The organism is Actinospica robiniae DSM 44927, assembly GCF_000504285.1.
GTDB lineage: Bacteria > Actinomycetota > Actinomycetes > Streptomycetales > Catenulisporaceae > Actinospica > Actinospica robiniae.
In genome coordinates this window covers 5,601,290-5,621,425 of the sequence record NZ_KI632511.1, presented here as the reverse complement: position 1 = coordinate 5,621,425, position 20,136 = coordinate 5,601,290, and the positions used below count along the sequence as shown (strand labels likewise).

At 72.7% G+C, this 20,136-nt stretch carries 22 protein-coding genes; 17 read left to right on the top strand and 5 right to left on the bottom strand.

Annotation, left to right across the window (positions count from 1 at the left end):
- The first annotated feature begins 120 nt into the window (after positions 1-120).
- The 7 genes from folE to ACTRO_RS23785 all read left to right on the top strand — a co-directional run bounded on the left by folE (position 121) and on the right by ACTRO_RS23785 (position 5,852).
- Complete coding sequence (folE, locus tag ACTRO_RS23815) at positions 121-744, top strand: GTP cyclohydrolase I FolE (RefSeq protein ID WP_084316487.1); 624 nt, start codon at positions 121-123, stop codon at positions 742-744.
- Between the two features lie 284 nt (positions 745-1,028).
- Positions 1,029-2,816, top strand: a complete 1,788-nt coding sequence (locus ACTRO_RS23810) for a phosphatidylglycerol lysyltransferase domain-containing protein (protein WP_034276403.1) — start codon at positions 1,029-1,031, stop codon at positions 2,814-2,816.
- Positions 2,813-3,715, top strand: coding sequence for a dihydropteroate synthase (gene folP, locus ACTRO_RS23805; RefSeq protein ID WP_051451286.1), 903 nt, complete (start codon positions 2,813-2,815; stop codon positions 3,713-3,715). Before ACTRO_RS23810 ends, folP begins: the two co-directional genes overlap by 4 nt.
- Entirely contained in the window at positions 3,712-4,188 is a 477-nt protein-coding gene (locus tag ACTRO_RS23800; protein ID WP_051451285.1) for a nuclear transport factor 2 family protein, read from the top strand. Before folP ends, ACTRO_RS23800 begins: the two co-directional genes overlap by 4 nt.
- 137 nt (positions 4,189-4,325) lie before the next feature.
- Complete coding sequence (folB, locus tag ACTRO_RS23795; RefSeq protein ID WP_034276397.1) at positions 4,326-4,697, top strand: dihydroneopterin aldolase; 372 nt, start codon at positions 4,326-4,328, stop codon at positions 4,695-4,697.
- On the top strand, positions 4,694-5,239 hold the full coding sequence (gene folK / locus ACTRO_RS23790; protein ID WP_051451284.1) for a 2-amino-4-hydroxy-6-hydroxymethyldihydropteridine diphosphokinase: 546 nt from the start codon (positions 4,694-4,696) through the stop codon (positions 5,237-5,239). Before folB ends, folK begins: the two co-directional genes overlap by 4 nt.
- 70 nt (positions 5,240-5,309) lie before the next feature.
- Entirely contained in the window at positions 5,310-5,852 is a 543-nt protein-coding gene (locus ACTRO_RS23785) for a DUF3180 domain-containing protein (RefSeq protein WP_034266475.1), read from the top strand.
- Positions 5,853-5,882: 30 nt separating this feature from the next.
- Here the strand turns inward: ACTRO_RS23785 and ACTRO_RS23780 are convergent, their stop codons facing one another.
- Entirely contained in the window at positions 5,883-7,037 is a 1,155-nt protein-coding gene (locus tag ACTRO_RS23780; protein ID WP_051451283.1) for an NADH-quinone oxidoreductase subunit D, read from the bottom strand.
- A gap of 6 nt (positions 7,038-7,043) precedes the next feature.
- On the bottom strand, positions 7,044-8,081 hold the full coding sequence (locus ACTRO_RS23775; protein ID WP_034266472.1) for an SAM-dependent methyltransferase: 1,038 nt from the start codon (positions 8,079-8,081) through the stop codon (positions 7,044-7,046).
- Positions 8,082-8,157: 76 nt separating this feature from the next.
- Here ACTRO_RS23775 and ACTRO_RS23770 point away from each other — a divergent pair, with 76 nt between their 5' ends.
- Positions 8,158-9,408, top strand: a complete 1,251-nt coding sequence (locus tag ACTRO_RS23770) for a sensor histidine kinase (protein ID WP_063628061.1) — start codon at positions 8,158-8,160, stop codon at positions 9,406-9,408.
- Positions 9,405-10,082: a response regulator gene (locus tag ACTRO_RS23765; RefSeq protein WP_034266467.1), complete on the top strand. Its 678-nt coding sequence runs from the start codon at positions 9,405-9,407 to the stop codon at positions 10,080-10,082. Before ACTRO_RS23770 ends, ACTRO_RS23765 begins: the two co-directional genes overlap by 4 nt.
- Before the next feature lie 10 nt (positions 10,083-10,092).
- Here the strand turns inward: ACTRO_RS23765 and ACTRO_RS23760 are convergent, their stop codons facing one another.
- Positions 10,093-11,331, bottom strand: a complete 1,239-nt coding sequence (locus tag ACTRO_RS23760) for an FUSC family protein (protein WP_034266464.1) — start codon at positions 11,329-11,331, stop codon at positions 10,093-10,095.
- A 127-nt stretch (positions 11,332-11,458) separates the two neighbouring features.
- Here ACTRO_RS23760 and ACTRO_RS23755 point away from each other — a divergent pair, with 127 nt between their 5' ends.
- From ACTRO_RS23755 to ACTRO_RS23720, 8 genes are all read left to right on the top strand, one after another.
- A complete protein-coding gene (locus ACTRO_RS23755; RefSeq protein ID WP_063628060.1) occupies positions 11,459-12,394 on the top strand; it encodes a Rossmann-like and DUF2520 domain-containing protein in 936 nt (311 codons plus the stop codon).
- Positions 12,391-13,260: a pantoate--beta-alanine ligase gene (gene panC / locus ACTRO_RS23750; RefSeq protein ID WP_034266462.1), complete on the top strand. Its 870-nt coding sequence runs from the start codon at positions 12,391-12,393 to the stop codon at positions 13,258-13,260. Before ACTRO_RS23755 ends, panC begins: the two co-directional genes overlap by 4 nt.
- Before the next feature lie 3 nt (positions 13,261-13,263).
- Positions 13,264-14,925 (top strand): L-aspartate oxidase, encoded by a 1,662-nt coding sequence (locus ACTRO_RS23745; RefSeq protein ID WP_245594471.1) that lies wholly within the window; start codon positions 13,264-13,266, stop codon positions 14,923-14,925.
- Entirely contained in the window at positions 14,925-15,842 is a 918-nt protein-coding gene (gene nadC / locus ACTRO_RS23740; RefSeq protein ID WP_157436391.1) for a carboxylating nicotinate-nucleotide diphosphorylase, read from the top strand. Before ACTRO_RS23745 ends, nadC begins: the two co-directional genes overlap by 1 nt.
- A 79-nt stretch (positions 15,843-15,921) precedes the next feature.
- Entirely contained in the window at positions 15,922-16,713 is a 792-nt protein-coding gene (locus tag ACTRO_RS23735; protein ID WP_034266458.1) for a type III pantothenate kinase, read from the top strand.
- A gap of 140 nt (positions 16,714-16,853) precedes the next feature.
- Positions 16,854-17,078 carry a type II toxin-antitoxin system VapC family toxin gene (locus ACTRO_RS23730; RefSeq protein ID WP_211244388.1) on the top strand — a complete coding sequence of 75 codons (225 nt, stop codon included), beginning with the start codon at positions 16,854-16,856 and terminating at the stop codon, positions 17,076-17,078.
- A 53-nt stretch (positions 17,079-17,131) separates the two neighbouring features.
- The gene (gene lysX / locus ACTRO_RS23725) at positions 17,132-18,658 is read left to right on the top strand and encodes a bifunctional lysylphosphatidylglycerol synthetase/lysine--tRNA ligase LysX (RefSeq protein ID WP_051451282.1); all 1,527 of its coding nucleotides are present in this window, start codon (positions 17,132-17,134) and stop codon (positions 18,656-18,658) included.
- Between the two features lie 103 nt (positions 18,659-18,761).
- On the top strand, positions 18,762-18,995 hold the full coding sequence (locus ACTRO_RS23720) for a hypothetical protein (RefSeq protein WP_157436390.1): 234 nt from the start codon (positions 18,762-18,764) through the stop codon (positions 18,993-18,995).
- A 9-nt stretch (positions 18,996-19,004) separates the two neighbouring features.
- On the opposite strand, the gene ACTRO_RS23715 is transcribed toward ACTRO_RS23720, so the two are convergent.
- Together ACTRO_RS23715 and ACTRO_RS23710 are read right to left on the bottom strand one after the other, a co-directional pair.
- Positions 19,005-19,751 (bottom strand): M56 family metallopeptidase, encoded by a 747-nt coding sequence (locus ACTRO_RS23715; RefSeq protein ID WP_051451281.1) that lies wholly within the window; start codon positions 19,749-19,751, stop codon positions 19,005-19,007.
- Between the two features lie 7 nt (positions 19,752-19,758).
- Positions 19,759-20,109, bottom strand: a complete 351-nt coding sequence (locus ACTRO_RS23710; protein ID WP_034266454.1) for a BlaI/MecI/CopY family transcriptional regulator — start codon at positions 20,107-20,109, stop codon at positions 19,759-19,761.
- Positions 20,110-20,136 lie beyond the last annotated feature (27 nt).

Genomic DNA, 20,136 nt, shown 5'->3' with positions numbered 1-20,136 from the left:
GACGGCGTGGCGGCCGCGCGGAGCGGCGCGGGAAACGGTGATCGCCTACGGCGCGCTCGGCGCTAGACTGGCGAAGAAGGCTTTCAGGACACGCGAGCGGCTGGTGGGCAGGTAGTAGCGGTGATCGATCCGATCTCTCTGCACGGCGAGGAGTCGGTGGACGCCGGTCGCGCGGTCTCCTCCTTCGACGAGAAGCGCGCCGAGGACGCGATACGCGAGCTGCTGCTCGCGGTCGGCGAGGACCCCGACCGCGACGGCCTGCGGGACACCCCGGGACGGGTCGCCCGCGCGTATCGGGAGATGTTCGCCGGCCTGCACCAGGCGCCCGAGGACGTCCTGACCACCACCTTCGACCTCGGACACGACGAGATGGTCCTGGTCAAGGACATAGAGCTCTTCTCGTGCTGCGAACACCACCTCGTTCCGTTCCACGGAGTGGCCCACGTCGGCTACATTCCTTCCGTGGACGGGCGCATCACCGGTCTGTCGAAGCTGGCCAGACTGGTGGATGTTTACGCGAAACGGCCCCAGGTCCAGGAGCGTCTCACCACTCAGGTAGCGGACGCGCTAGTCCGTATCCTGCAACCGCGTGGGGTCATCGTCGTAGTGGAGTGCGAGCACCTGTGCATGTCGATGCGAGGGATCAGGAAGCCTGGGGCGAAGACGGTGACGTCGGCCGTCCGCGGAATGCTGCGCTCACCGGCGACCAGGGCCGAGGCGATGAGCCTGATCCTGGGCCGGTAGCGGCCGAGCCCGACCCCGGGTCTGATCCCGGGCCGGTCGATCCGGCGGCGTCGCCCGCGCGCAAGAAGCAGGGCAGGACGCAACCGGGCCCTAAGGTCGGCAAGCCGCGCGAAGCGCGCGAGACGCCGGCGCAGCCCACGGCGGGCGGGGAATCGGGCGAGCGGCCCGACGGTTCGTCAGGCGCGGGCGGCAAGGGGACTTCGGGTGCGGGGAGCAAGGGGAGTGCCGGTGTGCCGCGCGCGGGTGCGGTAGGGCCGGACGAGGACTCCGACCAGCTCGCCGCGATGCGGCGGGTCGCGCAGCCGCTGGTGCAGCAGTTCGTGGCGCCCCGGCGCAGGCCGTGGATCCCGCGTGCCGCGGGGCTGGCGTGCTACCTCATCGGGCTGCTCGACATTCTCTACGCGCTGGTCCCGGCCCTGCGCAACACCTCGCCCATAAGGCCTCTGCACCACTACTCGCGGCTCGTGCCCGGGCTGGAGATCAACCCGTCGCTGGTGGCCGGCAGCATGATCGACGGAGTGCTGCTCCTGCTGCTCGCGCACGGGCTGCGCCGGCGCAAGCACCGGGCCTGGATGGGCACCGTCGCGCTGCTGTGCCTGTCCGTCGCCGGGCACTTCTACGCGCTGGCCGGGCACTACGTCCCGCGCGGCACCGGGAACGGCGAGGTGCTGCCGCTGGTCCTGCTGGTGCTGCTGGTCGTCTACCGGCGCGAGTTCTACGCGCTGAGCGACCCGCGCTCGCGCTGGCGGGCGATCTGGACCTTCTGCTGCCTGATCATCATCGACCTCGGGCTCGGCCTGCTGCTCGTCTCGGTCCGGCCGCACGAGATCGTGTCCGGCGGCGGGGTGCTCGACCGGATCCAGCAGGTGCTGCTCGGACTGCTCGGGATCAGCGGGCCGATGCACTTCCGGATGGACCGGTACGGCGACACCGTCTACTACTCGCTGGTGGGCCTGAGCCTGGTGACGCTGCTGGTCACCATCTACCTGTTCCTGCGTCCCGCCCTGGCCGAGGCGCTGCTGACGCCGGCTCAGGAGACGCGGGTGCGCGAGCTGCTGGTCAAGCACGGACGGCGCGACTCGCTCGGCTACTTCGCGCTGCGCCGGGACAAGGCGGTGCTCTTCTCCGCCAGCGGCAAGGCCTGCATCGCCTACCGCGTGGTCGCCGGCGTGATGCTGGCCAGCGGCGACCCGGTCGGCGATCCGGAGGCGTGGCCCGGCGCGATCAAGGAGTTCTGCGAACGCGCCGACAAGTACGCCTGGATCCCGGCGGTGATGGGCTGCAGCGAGCTCGGCGGGGAGATCTGGTGCCGCGAGGCCGGAATGGACGCGCTCGAACTCGGGGATGAGGCAGTGGTCGAAGTCGCCGACTTCACCCTCGAGGGCCGGGCCATGCGCAACGTCCGGCAGATGGTCAACAAGATCGAGCGCAAGGGCTACGTGTGCGAGACTCGCCGGCTGCGGGAGATCCCGCAGACCGAGGTGGTCGCGATCCGGCGGCTGGCCAACGACGGGCGCTCGACCGAGACCGAGCGCGGCTTCTCGATGGCGCTGGGGCGCTTCGGCGACTCGGCCGACGGGGACTGCGTGGTGGTCACCGCCCGGCGGGAGGGGGAGATCCGGGCCGTGCTCAACTTCGTGCCCTGGGGCACCGACGGGCTCTCGCTGGACCTGATGCGCCGCGATCGCACCGCCGACCCGGGGTTGAACGAGCTGATGATCGTGGCGGCGCTGCGCGAGGCGGACCGGCTCGCGGTGGCCCGGATCTCGCTGAACTTCGCCGTCTTCCGCTCGGCCCTGGAGCGCGGCGAGCGGATCGGCGCCGGTCCGGTGCTGCGGCGCTGGCGGGCGCTGCTGGTGTTCCTCTCCCGCTGGTTCCAGATCGAGTCGCTCTACCGGTTCAACGTGAAGTTCCGCCCGATCTGGGAGCCGCGCTTCGTGGCCTTCCGGCAGACCCGCGACCTGCCCCGGATCGCGCTGGCCGCGCTGGAGGCGGAGGCGTTCCTGGTGCTGCCCTCGATGCTCCAGCGCGGGCACCGGCGGCCGGCCGCCGAGATCGACAGGACGGCATGACGAGCCGCTCGGTCCTCGGGCTGCCCGAGTACGGCCGCTGCGCGGTCTTCGGGATCCTGAACATCACCCCGGACTCCTTCTCCGACGGCGGGGCGAACTTCGCCGCCGAGGACGCGATCGGCCGGGGCCTGGCCGCGGCGGCGGCCGGCGTGGACGTGCTCGACGTCGGCGGCGAGTCCACGCGGCCGGGCGCGGCCCGGGTGAGCGTCGAGGAGGAGCTGCGCCGGGTGCTGCCCGTGGTCGAGGCGCTGGCCGCTGCGGGCGCGGTGGTCTCGGTGGACACCATGCGGGCCGAGGTGGCCCGGCGCTGCGCCGCGGCGGGCGCGCGGATCGTCAACGACGTGAGCGGGGGGCTGGCCGATCCGGAGATGTTCCGTACGGTTGCGGATCTCGCGCTCCCGTACATCCTTATGCACTGGCGTGGGCACAGTGTGGACATGAACGCACGCGCCGTCTACCGGGACGTGGTCGAGGACGTACGGCTGGAGCTCGCCGAGCGGCTCGACGCCGCCGTGGCGGCCGGGATGGCGCCGGAGCGGATCGTGCTGGACCCGGGGCTCGGCTTCGCCAAGAACGCCGGGCACGACTGGGCCCTGCTGCGCGGCCAGGAGCGGCTCGCCCGCGAGCTCGGCCGGCCGCTGCTGATCGGGCACTCCCGCAAGCGCTTCCTCGGCGCGCTGCTCGCCGACGCCGGCGGCACGCCCCGTCCGGCCGCCGAGCGGGACGCGGCGACGGTCGCGGTGGCCGCGGTGGCCGCCGCCCGCGGCGCCTGGGCGGTGCGGGTGCACGCGGGCGCCGAGGCGGCGGACGCGGTCCGCGCGGTGGCGGCGATGAGCCCGCCGGATCCGGCCGGCCGGCCGAGACCGGGCAGCGACGGCGACGGGGAGGTCGCACGGTGATCGAGCCCGACGAGTTGCCCCCGCCCACGCCCGCGGTGGCCGCCGTGCTCAAGGCGAACGAACGCTTCTACCAGGCCATCGAGACCGCCGACCTCGACCTGATGCGCGACGTGTGGGTGCCGCCGGAGGTCGGCGACGCGGCCGCGCACTGCGTGCACCCCGGCCAGGCCGCGGTGCACGGGGTCGGCAAGATCCTGCGCTCCTGGGCGCTGGTGCTCTCCCGGATGAGCTACCTGCAGTTCTTCCTCACCGACGTGCGGGTGGTGCTGATCGAGTCGGTGGCCGTGGTCACCTGCGTCGAGAACATCCTGTCCAACCTGCCCGGGGACGAGGCCGGGCAGGCGGGCTTCGCCGGCAGCCACTACGAGGCGGTCAACGTCTACCGCCGGGAGGCCGACGACTCCTGGCGGCTGCTCGCGCACAGCTCGGCCCCGGTCTTCCCGTCCTCGGCCGAGTCCGCCGACACAGAGTGACCCGGCCGCGCCCGGCCCCGGGCGCCGGCGCACCGGATGGGTGCCGGAGGTGATCAGCCGCGCTGGGATTGGGTAGGTTCTTCGCCGGCGGGAAACTAGACAGGTGAGCCGGGAGTCGCAGCAGCATGCAGGTGGGAATCGATCGCATCACCCTCAGCGGCCTGCGCGGCCGGGGGCTCCACGGCGTCTACCCGCGCGAACGCGTGGAGGGACAGACCTTCGTGGTGGACGCCGCGCTCGAGCTCGACACGCGGCCGGCGGCCGCGGACGACGAGCTCTCCCGCACGGCCGACTACGGCGCGATCGCGGAGAAGCTGGTCGCCGTGATCGAGGGCGAGCCGGTCAACCTGATCGAGACGCTCGCGGCCCGGCTGGCCGAGATCGCGCTGGCCGAGCCCGCGGTGCGGGCGGTGGAGATCACCGTGCACAAGCCCGACGCGCCGATCACCGTCCCGTTCGACGACGTGACGGTCTCGATCCGGCGCGAGAAGCCGGGAGGCACCCGATGACCACGACGCACTCCGTCCACCGGGCCGTGCTGGCCTTCGGCAGCAACGTCGGCGAACGGCTCGAGTCACTGCAGGCGGCGATGGACGCCCTGGTGGACGCGCCGGGCGTGCAGCCGCTGTCCATCTCGCCGGTGTACGAGACGAGGCCCTTCGGCGGCCCGGCCGGCTCGGCCGAATCGAAGGACCTGAGCGGGCAGGACGACTACCTCAACGCGGTGGCCGTCATCGGCACCGACCTGACCCCGCAGCAGCTGCTCATCCGCACCCAGGCGATCGAGCAGGCGTTGCACCGGGTGCGGGCGGAGCGGTGGGCCCCGCGCACGATCGACGTCGACATCATCGTCTACGACGACCTGCAGATGCACGACGAGGAGCTGACCGTGCCGCACATGCGCGCGCACGAGCGCCCCTTCGTGCTGCGCCCCTGGCACGACATCGAGCCGGAGGCGGTGCTGCCGGGCCGCGGGCCGATCGCCGAGCTGCTCGCGCGGCTGCCGGACGAGGGCATCGAGGAACGCTCCGACCTCGTCCTGCAGTGGTAGCCCCGGTGCCTCGTCCGGCCGCGACCGGGGCCGTGCGACGCCCAGGACGCTTTCCTGACACACTGGCTTCGTGAAACCGACCAGGCCCGCCGTCCTCGCCGGGATCACCGCCGCGTGCGGGGTCCTGGCGTATGCGGCGCTGCGCTTGTGGCAGCACTTCGGCGCCCCGCCGCCGGTCCCGCTGTCGGCGCCGATCACGCTGGCCGTGCTGGCGGTCGCGGTCTTCGGCGTCGCGCTCGGGCTGCGGGCGCGGCTGCACGCCTACCGGGAGGCCCGGCTGCGCGCGATGCGCGGCGAGCCGCGGGTGGACCGGCACGGCCGGGCGCCCAAGCCGATCGACCCGCTGCAGGCCGCCCGCGCGCTGGTGCTGGGCAAGGCGGCCGGGCTGGTCGGGGCGGTCTTCGGCGGGATGTACGGCGGGTACGGGCTGACCCTGGTCAACCACCTGGACGTCTCGACCTACCGGGCCGAGGCGCTGCGCTGCCTGCTCGCCTTCCTGGCCGGGGTCGCGCTGGCGGCCGCGGCGATCTTCCTGGAGCGGGTGCTGCGGGTGCCGCCGGACCAGCCCTCGCCCCCGTCCACCGGCGACAACAAGCACGCCGCCCGCGCCTGAGGCCGGGCCGCGCGCCCGTCGCCGGGCCGGCTACTTGTCGATGTCCCCGACGACGAAGAACATCGAGCCGAGTATCGCGACCATGTCGGCCACGAGGTGGCCGGGCAGCAGCTCTTCGAGCACCTGGATGTTGTTGAACGAGGCCGAGCGCAGCTTGAGCCGCCACGGGGTCTTGTCCCCGCGCGAGACCAGGTAGTAGCCGTTGATGCCCAGCGGGTTCTCGGTCCAGGCGTAGGTCTCGCCCTCGGGCACCTTGAGCACCTTGGGCAGGCGCAGGTTGATCGGGCCCTGCGGCAGCGTGGCCAGCCGGTCGGCGCAGGCCTGGGCCAGGTCGAGCGAGTTGTAGGTCTGCTCGAGCAGGCACTCGAACCGGTCGAAGCAGTCGCCGCCGGCCCGGGTGACCACCTTGAGCACGTCGCCGAGCTCGTCGTAGGCCAGGTACGGGTCGTCCCGGCGCAGGTCGAAGTCCACACCCGAGGCGCGGGCGATCGGACCGGAGATGCCGTAGGCGCCGACCAGGTCCGGCTTGAGTATGCCCACGCCGCGGGTGCGGGCGTGGAAGATCTCGTTGCCGTGGATCAGCTTCTCCACCGCCGACATCCGCCCGCGCACGGCGTCGATCGCGGCCCGGGCCCGGTCCAGCCAGCCGGCCGGCAGGTCCTCCTTGAGGCCGCCGACCCGGTTGAACATGAAGTGCATCCGGCCGCCGGAGATCTCCTCCATCACCTTCTGCAGCTCCTCGCGCTCGCGGAAGGTGTAGAAGATCGGGGTGATCGCGCCGAGCTCGAGCGGGTAGGAGCCGATGAACATCAGGTGGTTCAGCGCCCGGTTGAGCTCGGCCAGCATGGTGCGCGCCCAGACCGCGCGGACCGGGACCTCCATGCCCAGCATCCGCTCGGCGGCCAGCACCACGCCGAGCTCGTTGGCGAAGGCGGAGAGCCAGTCGTGCCGGTTGGCCAGCATGACGATCTGCCGGTAGTCGCGCACCTCGAACAGCTTCTCGGCGCCGCGGTGCATGTAGCCCACGATCGGCTCGGCCGAGACGATCTTCTCGCCGTCCAGCAGCAGCCGCAGCCGCAGCACCCCGTGCGTGGCCGGATGCTGCGGGCCGACGTTGAGCACCATGTCCTCGGTGGCCAGGCCGGTACCGATTCCGGCAGTGCGCTCGACCAGTCCCTGTCCCATGACCGATCAGTCTTCCAGATCGGTGAGCCTCGGCATATCCACACCCTGGAGCAGCCAGCCGAACCGGCCCAGACCGGCCGGGTCGGTCAGCTCCGCGGCCTCGCCCGCCCGGGAGAGCGCGCGGATGTAGCCGCGCGGATCGGCGCCGGCCATGGCCAGCTCAGGGCGCTTGCCGGACACGCCCAGCCGACGCAGCGCCGAGCGCTGGTCGAGCATGCGGGTCCAGTGCGCCGCCGAGGACGCGGCCGCCGCGCACGCGTCCAGCGCGACGTGCGCGGTCAGGTCGCACGAGCCGTCGGGCACGGGCGTGGCCTCCCGGCCCCGGGCGTACCCGGTCAGGCTGCCGTAGGGCGGGCGCGTCTCTGCGGTGTGCGCGTAGTCGACGGCGACGGCCAGGCCGGCGGCGAGCGAGCCGACCGCGCCGGCCCACGCGGCGTCGCGCATCAGCCCGAGTTCGGCCCGGGTGCCGGGCTCGCCGGTGTCCCAGCCGGGCCACCAGTACTCCAGCCAGGCCTGCTGGGACCGGTCCGGCTCGGGCCCGAGCCGTTCGGTGCCGTCTGGCGCGACCTCCACCAGCCGCGGGCCGAGCGGGCCGAGTTCGACCACGTCGCACGGCACGTTGTCGAGCCATTCGTTGGCGATCAGCAGCCCGGTCGAGCCCGCCGGCGGACGTGCGGCCCACTCGATCTCGTCCGGCAGCCCGGCCGGCCGGTCGGCCAGCTCCACGGCCGTCAGCCGCAGCCGCGCCCGCAGGCCGTCGTCCTCGGAGCCGTCGCCCAGCTCGGCCAGGATCGCGGTGAGCAGCTCCGCCCGACCGGCGCCGACGTCGACCAGATCCAGCTGCTCGGGCCGGCCCAGCGCCTCGTCGAGGAGGCGCAGCAGCCGCAACACGGAGCCCGCGAAGAGCGGAGAGGCGTGGACCGAGGTGCGGAAATGCCCGCCCGGGCCCTCCGGCCTGCGGAAGAAGCCGGCCGGCCCGTACAGCGCCCGGTCCATCGCGGCCGACCAGGGCAGGAAACCGCCGTCACCGTCGGTAGGGTCCATCACTCGTTCCACGGGATGAGACGCTACCGCCTTCCGGCGTATGGGCAGGCCGCGCCGCGTTACGTACCCTCGAAGGGTGACCCGGCTCTACATCTGGCTGCAACGCCATCCCACCCATGTGGACGGCGCGATGGCGGCCGTCCTCGTCGTGCTGGGGCTGATCGCCTTCCCGGTGATGCTGCGCGCCGAGCACCAGAACGCCGTGCTCGCCATCCCGGCCGCCGTGATCGGCGCCCCGATCGTGGCCCGGCGCAAGCACCCCGACTGGGTCTTCTGGAGCGTCATCGCGATCGGCGCGGTGCAGGTGCTCACCCCGCAGCCGCTCTGGCCCTCCGACTTCGCCGTGCCGGTCGCGCTCTACGGCCTGGCCGCCTACCGGCCGCGCCGGGACTCGCTGCTCGGGCTCGGCGTCTGCATCGTCGGGGTGCTCGTGCTCGTGCCCCGGCTGCACGCCAACGCGCCGTCGGACATGCCGACGGTGCGCCGCCTGGTCGTCTACACCTTCATCATCGGCTTCTTCAGCGCCCCGATGGTCGTCGCCTGGGTGATGGGCGACTCGATGCAGTACCGCCGCGCCTACTACCTGGACCTGGAGGCCAAGGCCCGCCGACTCGAGCTCGAGCGCGATCAGCAGGCGCAGATCGCGGCGGCCACCGAGCGGGCCCGGATCGCGCGCGAGCTGCATGACGTGGTCGCGCACAACGTCTCGGTCATGGTCGTCCAGGCCGAGGGCGCGGCCTACGCGATGGACTCGGCGCCGGAGAACACCCGCAAGGCGCTCGGCGCCATCGCCGAGACCGGCCGCTCGGCGCTGGTCGAGATGCGCCGGCTGCTCGGCGTGCTGCGCACCCAGGACGGAGCGGCCGAGCGCGCTCCGCAGCCGGGCGTCGGCCAGCTTGAGGACCTGCTCGAACAGGTGCGCTCGAGCGGCCTGCCGGTCGAGTTCACGGTGGACGGGGTGCCGGTGGAGCTGCCACAGGGCGTGGCGCTGGCCGCCTACCGGATAGTCCAGGAGTCGCTGACGAACGCGCGCAAGCACGGCGGCCCGGCCGTCCGCGCCTCCGTCGGCATGTACTACGGGGAACGGGAGCTGCGGCTAGTGGTGCAGGACGACGGCCGTGGCGCGATGGCGCTGACGGACGGTCAGGGCAACGGGCTGACCGGCATGCGCGAGCGGGTGGCGATGTTCGGCGGGGCGCTGCACGCCGGCCCGCTCGGCGCCGACCGCGACGGGTTCCAGGTCGAGGCCGTGCTGCCGTACGAGACGGTCGTGCTGCCCTACCCGTCCGTCAGGGTGCTGTCGCCGCGGGATAGGGTCGTCGGATGATCCGCATCGTTCTGGTCGACGACCAGGAGCTGCTGCGCACCGGGTTCCGGATGATCCTCGAGGCGCAGCAGGACATGACCGTGGTCGGCGAGGCGCCGGACGGCCTGGCCGCGCTCGACCTGCTCGGCCGCTGTCCGGCCGACGTGGTGCTGATGGACGTGCGGATGCCGAAGCTGGACGGGGTCGAGGCCACCCGCCGCCTGCTCGGCGCGGCCCGCGGCGGCGGGCTCGACGGCGCGCCGCGAGTGCTCATCCTGACCACCTTCGACCTCGACGAGTACGCCTTCGCCGCGATCAAGGCGGGCGCCTCCGGCTTCCTGCTCAAGGACGTCCCCCCGGCCGAGCTGCTGACCGCGATCCGGGCCGTGCACTCCGGCGACGCGGTGGTGGCCCCCTCCACCACCCGCCGCCTGCTCGACCGCTTCGCGCCGATGCTCCCGGCCGCCGAGGCGCCGCCCCCGCCGAGCCTGGCCGGCCTGACCGAGCGCGAGCGCGAGGTGCTGATCCTGATCGCGCAGGGCCTGTCCAACGCCGAGATCGCGGCCAAACTGGTGCTGTCCGAGGCGACGGTGAAGACGCACGTCGGCAGGATCCTGATGAAGCTGGAGCTGCGCGACCGGGTGCAGGCGGTGGTGCTCGCCTACGAGACCGGGCTGGTGCGCCCGTCCCGGTGACCGCGGCCCGTCAGCGCGAGGGGTGCACCGCGTAAGAACGCAGCTTCGCCGGGATGCCGTCGCGGTGCGGGCCGTTGTCCGGGTCGAGCTCGCGCAGCATCCGCCGGGCGTCGTCCAGCAGCGCGCCGTAGACGGACCAGACCATGGTCGGCGCGTTCTCATCCGGCTGCATCGCGTGGGCCGCCTCGCGGGTGTGCGGCTGGGCCTTCTTGATCCGCTCGCTCAGCTCGTCGTACACCTTCGGGCTGGCCTTGTCCGGGATCTGCAGCCGGCCGTACGCGGCCAGCGCCTTGGCCGTGTCGTCGAGCAGCAGCGCCATCTCCTGCGGCACCACGCGCATCTTCTCCGGCACCGGCGAGCTCTCGGCCCGCATGTCGCTCAGGCCGCGTACCAGGGAGTTGAGCTGGGTGGAGACGTGGTCGAGCGCGATCGCCGCCTCGTCCACCCGATGCACCTCGCCCATGTGCGCGCCGCGGCGCGGGTGGAAGCGCACCGCCTCCTCGGCCTGCTGCGCGATCTTGCGGGCGTCGCGGGCCTTGCCGGACAGCTCCCGGCTGCGCGAGAGCCACGCCCGGGCCTGGTCGTGCGTCCAGTCCCCGCGCAGCGCCTTGGCCACCCGCGCCGCGTGCGTGGACAGGTCGTCGGCGAGGTCGGCGAGCTCCTTGGAGGCGGTCCGGGAGAACGCGGGCGGCGCGATCACGGCGTTGACCCCCACGCCCACGGCCGCGCCGATGACGGAGTCGTAGACGCGGTCGAGGCCGTACGCGCTGCCGAAGCTGAGCACCAGCAGGCCGGTGATCGCCACCTGGTTGACCTGCGTGCCGAGCTTGAGCGTGCGGCCGAGCACCAGGCCGATGACCACGATCAGCGAGACGGTGCCCACGTTCAGGCCGAGGGTGGCGCCGATGCCGATGGCGCCGATCATCCCGGCCACGATGCCGGCCGAGTACTGCACCGCGCGCCAGATCGACTGGTACACCGTCACCTGCACGGTCACCAGCGCGGCCACCGAGGCGAGCACCGGCTTCTCCACGTGGAACAGGCCGACCGCGAGCACCCACGCGATGGCGGAGGCCGCGGCCGCCTTGGTGGTCTGGGTGAAGGCGTCCCGTTCGCGCACGAACCAGTGCCGGAAGCCGTGCAGCTGGACCGAGCGCAGAGCCTGCGCGAGGGCGCCCTCGCCCGCCGAGTCGCGGGAGCCGCGCCGGTCGGTCAGCGCACGCACCAAACGGCCGTCACCCGAACCCATGGGCTGATCCTAAGATCCCCTCGGCGAAAGTGACAGCCAACGCGTACGCTTGGGTCCGAGATCCGAACGGTACCCCCGCCGGGGGACTGGAACGGAAAGTCAAGCTGTGAAGGTGAGGTGACGCCCGGTGAGCGGCGCACCGCTGAGCGAGGCGCAGGGCGTACGGGAACGGCCCGGCCGCTTCGCCGTCGGCGTCATCGGCACCGGCCGGGTCGGCTCGGTGCTCGGGGCGGCGCTGGCCCGGGCCGGCCACCGCGTGGTCGCGGCCAGCGCGGTCTCCGACCGCTCCCGCCGCCGCGCGGCCGAGCTGCTGCCCGGCACCCCGCTGCTGCCTCCGCCCGAGGTGGCCTCGGCCGCGGAGCTGCTCGTCCTCGGCGTGCCGGACGACGTGCTGCCGGAGCTGGTGGCCGGGCTGGCCGAGACCGGCCTGCTCCGGCCGGGCCAGACGGTGCTCCACCCCTCCGGTCGGTACGGCATCGGCGTGCTCGACCCGGCCCGCGCGGCCGGCGCGCTGCCGCTGGCCCTGCATCCGGTGATGACCTTCACCGGCACCGACGTCGACCTGGCCCGGCTGACCGGGTGCAGCTTCGGCGTCACCGCGCCCGAGGCCTTCCGCCCGATCGCCGAGGCGCTGGTGGTGGAGATGGGCGGGGAGCCGGAGTGGATCGCCGAGGCCGACCGCGCGCTCTACCACGCCGCCCTCGCGTTCGGCGCGAACTACCTGACCACGCTGGTCGCGCAGTCCGCCGAGCTGCTGGCCGGGATCGGCGTGGGCGCGCCGGGGCGGATGCTCGGCCCGCTGCTCGGCGCCACCCTCGACAACACCCTGCGATCCGGCGACGCGGCGCTGACCGGCCCGGTGGCCCGCGGCGACGCCGGCACCGTGGCCGCGCACCTGAGCCAGCTCGCCCGGGTCGCCGGGACGGGGAGCGACCCGCTGGTCAACGCGTATCTGGCGCTGGCCCGGCTGACCGCCGACCGCGCCCTGGAGGCCGGGCTGCTCACCCCGGACGCCGCGGGCCGGCTGCTCGAGGTCCTCAACGACGACAGGGCGGAGTCATGACCCTCAACCCCAACGAGACAGTGCTCGTACACACCCGGGCGCAGCTCGAGGCTGCCCGGGCCGGGCGGATCGGCGACGTCGCGGTCGTGATGACCATGGGCGCTCTGCACGAGGGCCACCAGGCGCTGTTCCGGGCCGCCCGGCAGTCCGCGAAGACGGTGGTGGCCACCATCTTCGTCAACCCGCTCCAGTTCGGGCCGAACGAGGACTTCGACCGCTATCCGCGGGCGCTGGAGGCGGATCTGAAGCTGTGTCAGGAGTCCGAGGTGGACGTGGTCTTCGCGCCCACCGTGGACGAGGTCTACCCGGGCGGCGACCCGCTGGTGCGGATCGTGCCGGGGCCGATGGGCGAGGTCTACGAGGGCGCGCACCGGCCGGGGCACTTCTCCGGCATGCTCACCATCGTCAACAAGCTGATCAACCTGACCGCACCGGACTACGTGTTCTTCGGCCAGAAGGACGCCCAGCAGCTGGCGCTGGTGCGCCGGATGGTGCTCGACCTGAACCTCCCGGTGGAGGTGGTCGCCGTGCCCACCGAGCGCGAGCCGGACGGCATGGCCCGCTCCAGCCGCAACCGCTATCTCTCCGCGCAGGAGCGGGTCAGCGCCCTGGCTCTGAGCCGCGCGCTGTTCGCCGGCGCGACCCAGGCCGCGCCGGACGCGATCCGCGACGCCGTGCGCGAGGTGCTGGCCGAGGCCGGACGGGCACAGCCCCCGGTGGTGCTGGACTACCTGGCCCTGGTCGACCCGCGCGACTTCACCGAGATCGCAGACCCCGGATACGCAGGGCCGGCCGTGCTCGCGGTGGCCGCCAAGGTCGGCGCCACCCGGCTCATCGACAATCTTCCGCTCGAGATCGGAGGCTGACCCGTGGCGCTCCGCACGGCGATACCCGTAAGCCGCACCCGTCTGCTCGCCCCCGAACCCGGCTGGACCGCTTACGCGGACACGGTCGTGGTCGGCTCCGGCATAGCCGGCCTGACCGCCGCCCTCGCCGCCCGGCACGCCGGCTCGGTACTTCTGGTGACCAAGGCCCGGCTCTCCGACGGCTCCACCCGCTGGGCCCAGGGCGGCATCGCCGCCGCGCTCGGCCGCGGCGACACCCCCGAGGCGCACCTGGCCGACACCCTGACCGCCGGCGCCGGCCTGTGCGACGAGGCCGCGGTGCGCACCCTGGTGACCGAGGGCCCGGCCGCGGTGCGGCGGCTGATCAGCCGCGGCGTCCAGTTCGACACCGCCGAGGACGGCGCCATCGCGCTGACCCGGGAGGGCGGCCACCACACCGACCGGATCGTGCACGCGGGCGGCGACGCCACCGGCGCCGAGGTCTCCCGCGGCCTGCTGGCCCGGCTCGACCAGCTGCCGGACGAGATCGAGGTGATCGACCACGCGCTGGTGCTCGACCTGCTCACCGACGCGGACGGCCGTGCCGCCGGGCTGACCCTGCACGTGATGGGCGAGGGCGCCCGGGACGGGGTCGGCGCGATCCGCTCCCGGGCCGTGGTGCTCGCCACCGGCGGGCTAGGCCAGGTCTTCAGCGCCACCACCAACCCGGCCGTGGCCACCGGCGACGGCGTCGCCCTGGCGCTGCGGGCCGGCGCGGACGTGGCAGACCTCGAGTTCGTCCAGTTCCATCCGACCGTGCTCTGGCTCGGCGAGGGCGCCCGCGGCCAGCAGCCGCTGATCTCCGAGGCGGTGCGCGGCGAGGGCGCGTTCCTGGTGGACGCCAAGGGCGAGCGGTTCATGCCCGCGCTGCACCCGATGGGCGACCTGGCCCCGCGCGACATCGTGGCCAAGGGCATCCTGCGCCGGGCGATGGAATCCGGGCTCGAACACCTCTGGCTCGATGCCCGGCACTTCGGCGAGGACAAGTGGCGCGGCCGGTTCCCGACCATCTGGGAATCCCTGCACACGCACGGGATCGACCCCGTCAGGGACCTGATCCCGGTGGCTCCGGCCGCGCACTACTCCTCCGGCGGCATCCGCACCGACGAGTTCGGACACACCTCGATCCCGGGCCTCTACGCCTGCGGCGAGACCGCCTGCACCGGCGTGCACGGCGCAAACCGGCTGGCCTCCAACTCGCTGCTCGAGGGCCTGGTGTTCGCCGAGCGGATCGGGCGCGACCTGGCCCGGGCCTTCGGGCCGGAGGGCGACCCGGTGCCCGGCGAGCCCGCCCCGGACGAGCGTCCGGCCGTGCTGCTCGCCCCGACCGTGCGCTCGGCCACCCAGCAGGCGATGAGCGCCGGCGCCGGCGTGCTGCGCAGCGCCAACTCGCTCACCAGCACCGCGACCCTGCTCGAGGAGCTGCGCGAGCACACCGACGAACAGCCGCGGGCCGAGGCCTGGGAGGCGACGAACCTGCAGCAGGTGGCCGTCGCCATGGCCGCGCTGGCGGCCCGGCGCGAGGAGACGCGCGGATCGCACTGGCGTGAGGATTACCCGAAGACGGACGACACCCGGTGGCGGGTGCGGCAGGTGCTGTCGGCCCGCGCCGACGGCTGCACGGTGACAGAGGAGAGCGTGGCCTGATGAGCACGAGGACGATGACGGACAAGCTGCACGACGAGCGCGTCGCGGAGGGCCTGCGGGCCGGCGGCCTCGACCCGGAGCACGTCGCCCGGCTGGCCCGGGCCACGGTCGAGGAGGACCTCGGCGGCGGCGTGGACGTGACCAGCGAGGCGACCGTGGACGCCGAGGCCCGCGCCGTGGCCGACTACACCGCGCGCAAGCCCGGCGTGGCCGCGGGCGTCTTCGTGGCCGCCGCAGTGCTCGACCTGGTCTCCGGCGGCGAGGCGGAGTTCGAGTTCCCGCTCGAGGACGGCGCCCGGGTCGAGCCCGGCACGGTGCTGCTCACCGCCCGCGCCCGGACCCGCGACCTGCTCACGGCCGAGCGCTCGGCGCTGAACCTGATGTGCCACCTGTCCGGCATCGCCACCGTCACCCGGCAGTGGGTGGACGCGGTGGCCGGCACCGGCGCGCAGATCCGCGACACCCGCAAGACCACCCCGGGCCTGCGGGTGCTGGAGAAGTACGCGGTGCGCTGCGGCGGCGGTGTCAACCACCGGATGTACCTGTCGGACGCGGGGCTGGTCAAGGACAACCACGTCATCGCGGCCGGCGGCGTCGTCGAGGCCTTCGACGCGGTCCGGGCCGAGTACCCCGGCCTGCCGATCGAGGTCGAGGTCGACACCCTCGAGCAGCTGCTGCCGGTGGTCGAGGCCGGCGCCGAGCTGATCCTGCTGGACAACTTCACCCCGGAGCGGATGCGCGCCGCGGTGATGCTGGTGGGCCGCAACGAGCCGTACGGCCGCACCCGGCTCGAGGCCAGCGGCGGCCTGACCCTGGACCAGGCCCGTGCGGTGGCCGAGACCGGCGTCGACTACATCTCCGTCGGCGGGCTGACCCACTCCGCCGCGATCCTCGACATCGGCTGCGACTTCCGCTGACGCCCGCCCGGCGCCGGCCCGCCCGGCGCCGGCCCGTCCGCCTCCACCCGTCCGCCCGCTCGACGAAAGACACCCGAAGATGCTGCTCACCATCGACATCGGCAATACCCACACGGTGCTCGGCCTGTTCGAGGGGTCCGAGATCGTCGAGCACTGGCGCATCTCCACCGACCCCCGGCGCACCGCGGACGAGCACGCCGTGCTGTTCCAGGGCCTGATGAACAACCACCCGCTGATGGGCCAGGGCGGCGTGGACGGGATAGCCATCTGCTCCACCGTGCCCTCGGTGCTGCACGAGATGCGCGACATGGTCCGCCGCTACTACGGCGACATCCCGGCGCTGGTGGTCGAGCCCGGGGTCAAGACAGGCATGCCGGTGCTGGTGGACAACCCGAAGGAGGTGGGCACCGACCGGATCATCAACGCACTGGCCGCCGTGCACCTCTACGGCGCGCCGTGCATCGTGGTCGACCTCGGCACCGCCACCTCTTTCGACGCGGTCTCGCGCAAGGGCGAGTGGATCGGCGGCGCCATCGCCCCCGGCATCGAGATCTCGGTCGAGGCCCTCGGCGCCCGCGGCGCGCAGCTGCGCAAGATCGAGCTGGCCCGCCCCCGCAGCGTCATCGGCAAGAACACGGTCGAGTGCATGCAGGCCGGCATCCTCTACGGCTTCGCCGGCCAGATCGACGGTGTGGTCAACCGGATGGCCGAGGAGCTGGCCGACGACCCCAACGACGTCACCGTCGTGGCCACCGGCGGCCTCGCCCCGCTGGTGCTGGAGGAGGCGGAGGTCATCGACGAGCACGAGCCCTGGCTCACCCTGATCGGCCTGCGGCTGGTGTACGAGCGCAACATCGGGGTGTCCGGGTAACCGCACTTATACGGAGAGCAATCGTGCACGTAATCTTGCATGCATGGTTGCTTTGCAGATTCGAGACGTGCCCGCGGGCGGCCAGGAAGCGCAACATCGCCCTGATCGAGAAGATCCGCGCTTCCGGCGGAGGGACGAACATGACCCTCGAGGAAGCGAACGAGATGAAGGACCGGGTGTTGCTCGAGTTCGAGACCGTGCCCGTCTCGCAGTTGATTCGCCGTATCTGGGAGCTGCGCTCCAACATCACCGCTTACGACGCCGCATATGTCGCCATCGCGGAGCTGCACCGGTGCCCGCTGGTGACCACCGACCTCAAGCTGGTCGCCGCCACCGGCCCCGCTCGCGAGTTCCGACACCCGTGACCGCCTGGTAAAACCCGGCGAGGACGGTCTGGCGCTCCCTCTATCCTTGGACCATGACTTCCGAGCCGAATCCCAGCGCCCCAGCAGCCGCTTCCGACGAGCCCGAGCAGATCCGGGTGCGCAAGGAGAAGCTGGAGCGGCTCAAGTCGAAGGGCATCGAGCCCTACCCGGTCGGCTACCCGCGCACCGGCACGATCGCGCAGCTGCGGGAGAAGTTCGCCGGGCTCGAGGCGGACGTCGCCACCGGCGAGACCGTCGCGGTGGCGGGGCGGATCCTGCTCTCGCGCACCGGCGGCAAGCTGTGCTTCGCCACCATCCGCGAGGGCGAGGCCGAGATCCAGGTCATGGCCTCGCTGGACAAGCTGGGCGAGCAGTCGCTGGCCGACTGGAAGGCGGACCTCGACCTCGGCGACCACATCGGCGTCACCGGCGAGGTGATCACCTCGCGCCGCGGCGAGCTCTCGATCCTGGCCACCTCCTGGGCCATCACCTCGAAGTGCCTGCGGCCGCTGCCGGACAAGCACAAGGGGCTGTCCGACCCGGAGGCGCGGGTGCGCCAGCGCTACGTCGACCTGATCGTGAACCCGGACGCGCGCGAGATGATGCGCAAGCGCTCCGCGATGATCCGCTCGATCCGCGACACCATGCACGGCGAGGGCTACATCGAGGTCGAGACCCCGGTGCTGCAGAAGACGAACGGCGGCGCCACGGCCCGGCCGTTCGAGACGCACATCAACGCCTACAACATGCGCCTGCTCCTGCGCATCGCCACCGAACTGCCGCTCAAGAAGCTGATCGTGGGCGGCGGCGAGCGGGTCTTCGAGGTGGGCCGGCTCTTCCGCAACGAGGGCGCGGACGCGACGCACAACCCCGAGTTCACCACCATCGAGTGCTACGAGGCCTACGGCGACTACCGGACCCAGGCCGAGCTGACCCGCAAGCTGATCCTCAACGCCGCCCTCGCCGTCAACGGCCACACCCGGGTGACCGGCCTGGACGCGCACGGGGTCGAGCACGAGATCGACCTGGCCGAGCCGTGGGGCGAGGTGCACGTCTACCCGGGCATCTCGGAGAAGCTGGGCACCGAGATCACCCCGCAGACCTCGGTGGACGAGCTGCGCAAGCTCGCCGACGCCGCGGGCGTGCCCTACGAGAAGAAGTGGGGCCACGGCCAGATCGTGCTGGAGATGATCGAGCGGCTGCTCGAGGAGAGCATCGTCACGCCGACCTTCATCATGGACTACCCGACCGAGGTCTCCCCGCTCTCGCGCAAGCACCGCTCGATCGAGGGCGTGGCCGAGAAGTGGGACCTGGTGATCTTCGGCCGCGAGATCGGCACGGCCTTCTCCGAACTCGTCGATCCGGTCGACCAGCGCGAGCGGCTGACCGAGCAGTCCCGGCTGGCCGCGGGCGGCGACGACGAGGCGATGGAGCTGGACGAGGACTTCCTCGCCGCGCTCGAGTACGCGATGCCCCCGACCGGCGGCATGGGCATGGGCATGGACCGGCTGATCATGCTGCTCACGGGCAAGAACATCCGCGAGACGATTCTGTTTCCCCTGGTTAAGCCGTCATCCTGACGGATCCGGCCGCACGCACGTCACCGGCCCCGGTCCCGCGCCCCGGCGCGCCGGACCGGGGCCGGTGTCCGTGGCCGGCGCGGTGGCGCGTAGAGTTGCCGACGTGGTGGCGGACCTGGAATCCCTTATCCCGCCGGCCTGTCTCGCGGTCGGCTTCGTCCTGCTGATCCGGGCGATCCTGCGCAATCAGAACCCGCAGCGCCGGGCGGCCGCCCGGGCGCGCGAGGCCGCGGCCGAGGCCGCGGATCCGCGCATCCGGACCGACCAGACGCTGCCGAGCGAGCTGTCGGGCAGGAACAAGACGCGTGGCGCCAAGGTGCGCAAAGCAGACAGCTGAGTCAGCGGGCTACTGCACCAGCCGGCGCACCCGGGGCAGTACCGAGGCCGGAGCCGTGCCGTCCGACGGCAGCCGGTCCGAGCCGACCTGGGCCAGTGCCCGGGCGAGCGCGCGCGGGCTGGTGGCCAGGGCCGCGGCGTCGTCGGCCAGCATCTCCACGAGTTCGGCCACGGCCGCGGTGGCCCGGTGGGCCGGCGGCAGGAACGGCAGCGCGGATTCCCAGGCCACGAACGGCTGGATGATCAGCTCGTGCCGCCCGACGGCGTGGGCCCGCTCGTGCGCGAGGACCGCGGCGAGCTCTTCCGGTCCGAGGCTCGCGATCGCCCCGTGCGTCACCACGATCCGCGGGCGCGGGCCGGGCAGGCAGTAGGCGGCCGGCTCCGGATGATCGAGCACGAGGACGCCGTCGTCGTCGATCCAGGACAGCAGGTCCACCGCGTCGCGCTGGCGCCGCAGCTGCCGCTCGATCCGGATGGTGTTGGTCAGCAGCACGCCGAGCAGCCAGGTCAGCAGCACCGCGGCGCCGGCCAGTCCGACCAGGTTCAGCAGGGTCCAGTCCCGGCCGAGGGGGTCGAAGCCGAGCAGCAGCAGGCAGCCGACCGCGCTCAGGCCGCCGAGCAGGCCCACGGCCTGCCACAGCGCGATGGCCCGTTTCGGGTGCCGGCTCGGCCAGGCGGCCCGGGACAGGCGCTCGGGCACCGGCCAGGCCAGTACCACGGAGATGAACGCGGCCAGGGCCGCGAGGACGGAGACCATCCCCCGCTCAGCCGCTGGCGAGCAGTTCGCGCAGGACGGCCTTCTCCTCTTCGGAGACGGCTCCGGCGAAGTGCACCAGGGCCGAGCGCCGATCCGAGGTGGTGCCGAGGGCTTCGAGCATCGTGTTCGCGATCAGCTCGGCCTTGGTCGTGGTGGCCGAATAGCGGTAGGCGCGGCCCTGCCGGACCCGGGTGACGAAGCCCTTGGCGCCGAGACGATCCAGAACCGTGAGGATCGTGGTCACCGCCGGCGCGTGCTCGCGCGGCAGTACGTCGCAGATCAGTGTGGCGGGTACGGGCTCCGGTGTGTTCCAGAGCACGTCCATCACCGCGCGTTCGAGTTCCCCTAGCCGTGCCATGAGGTCTACTCTACCGATGAAAGAAAG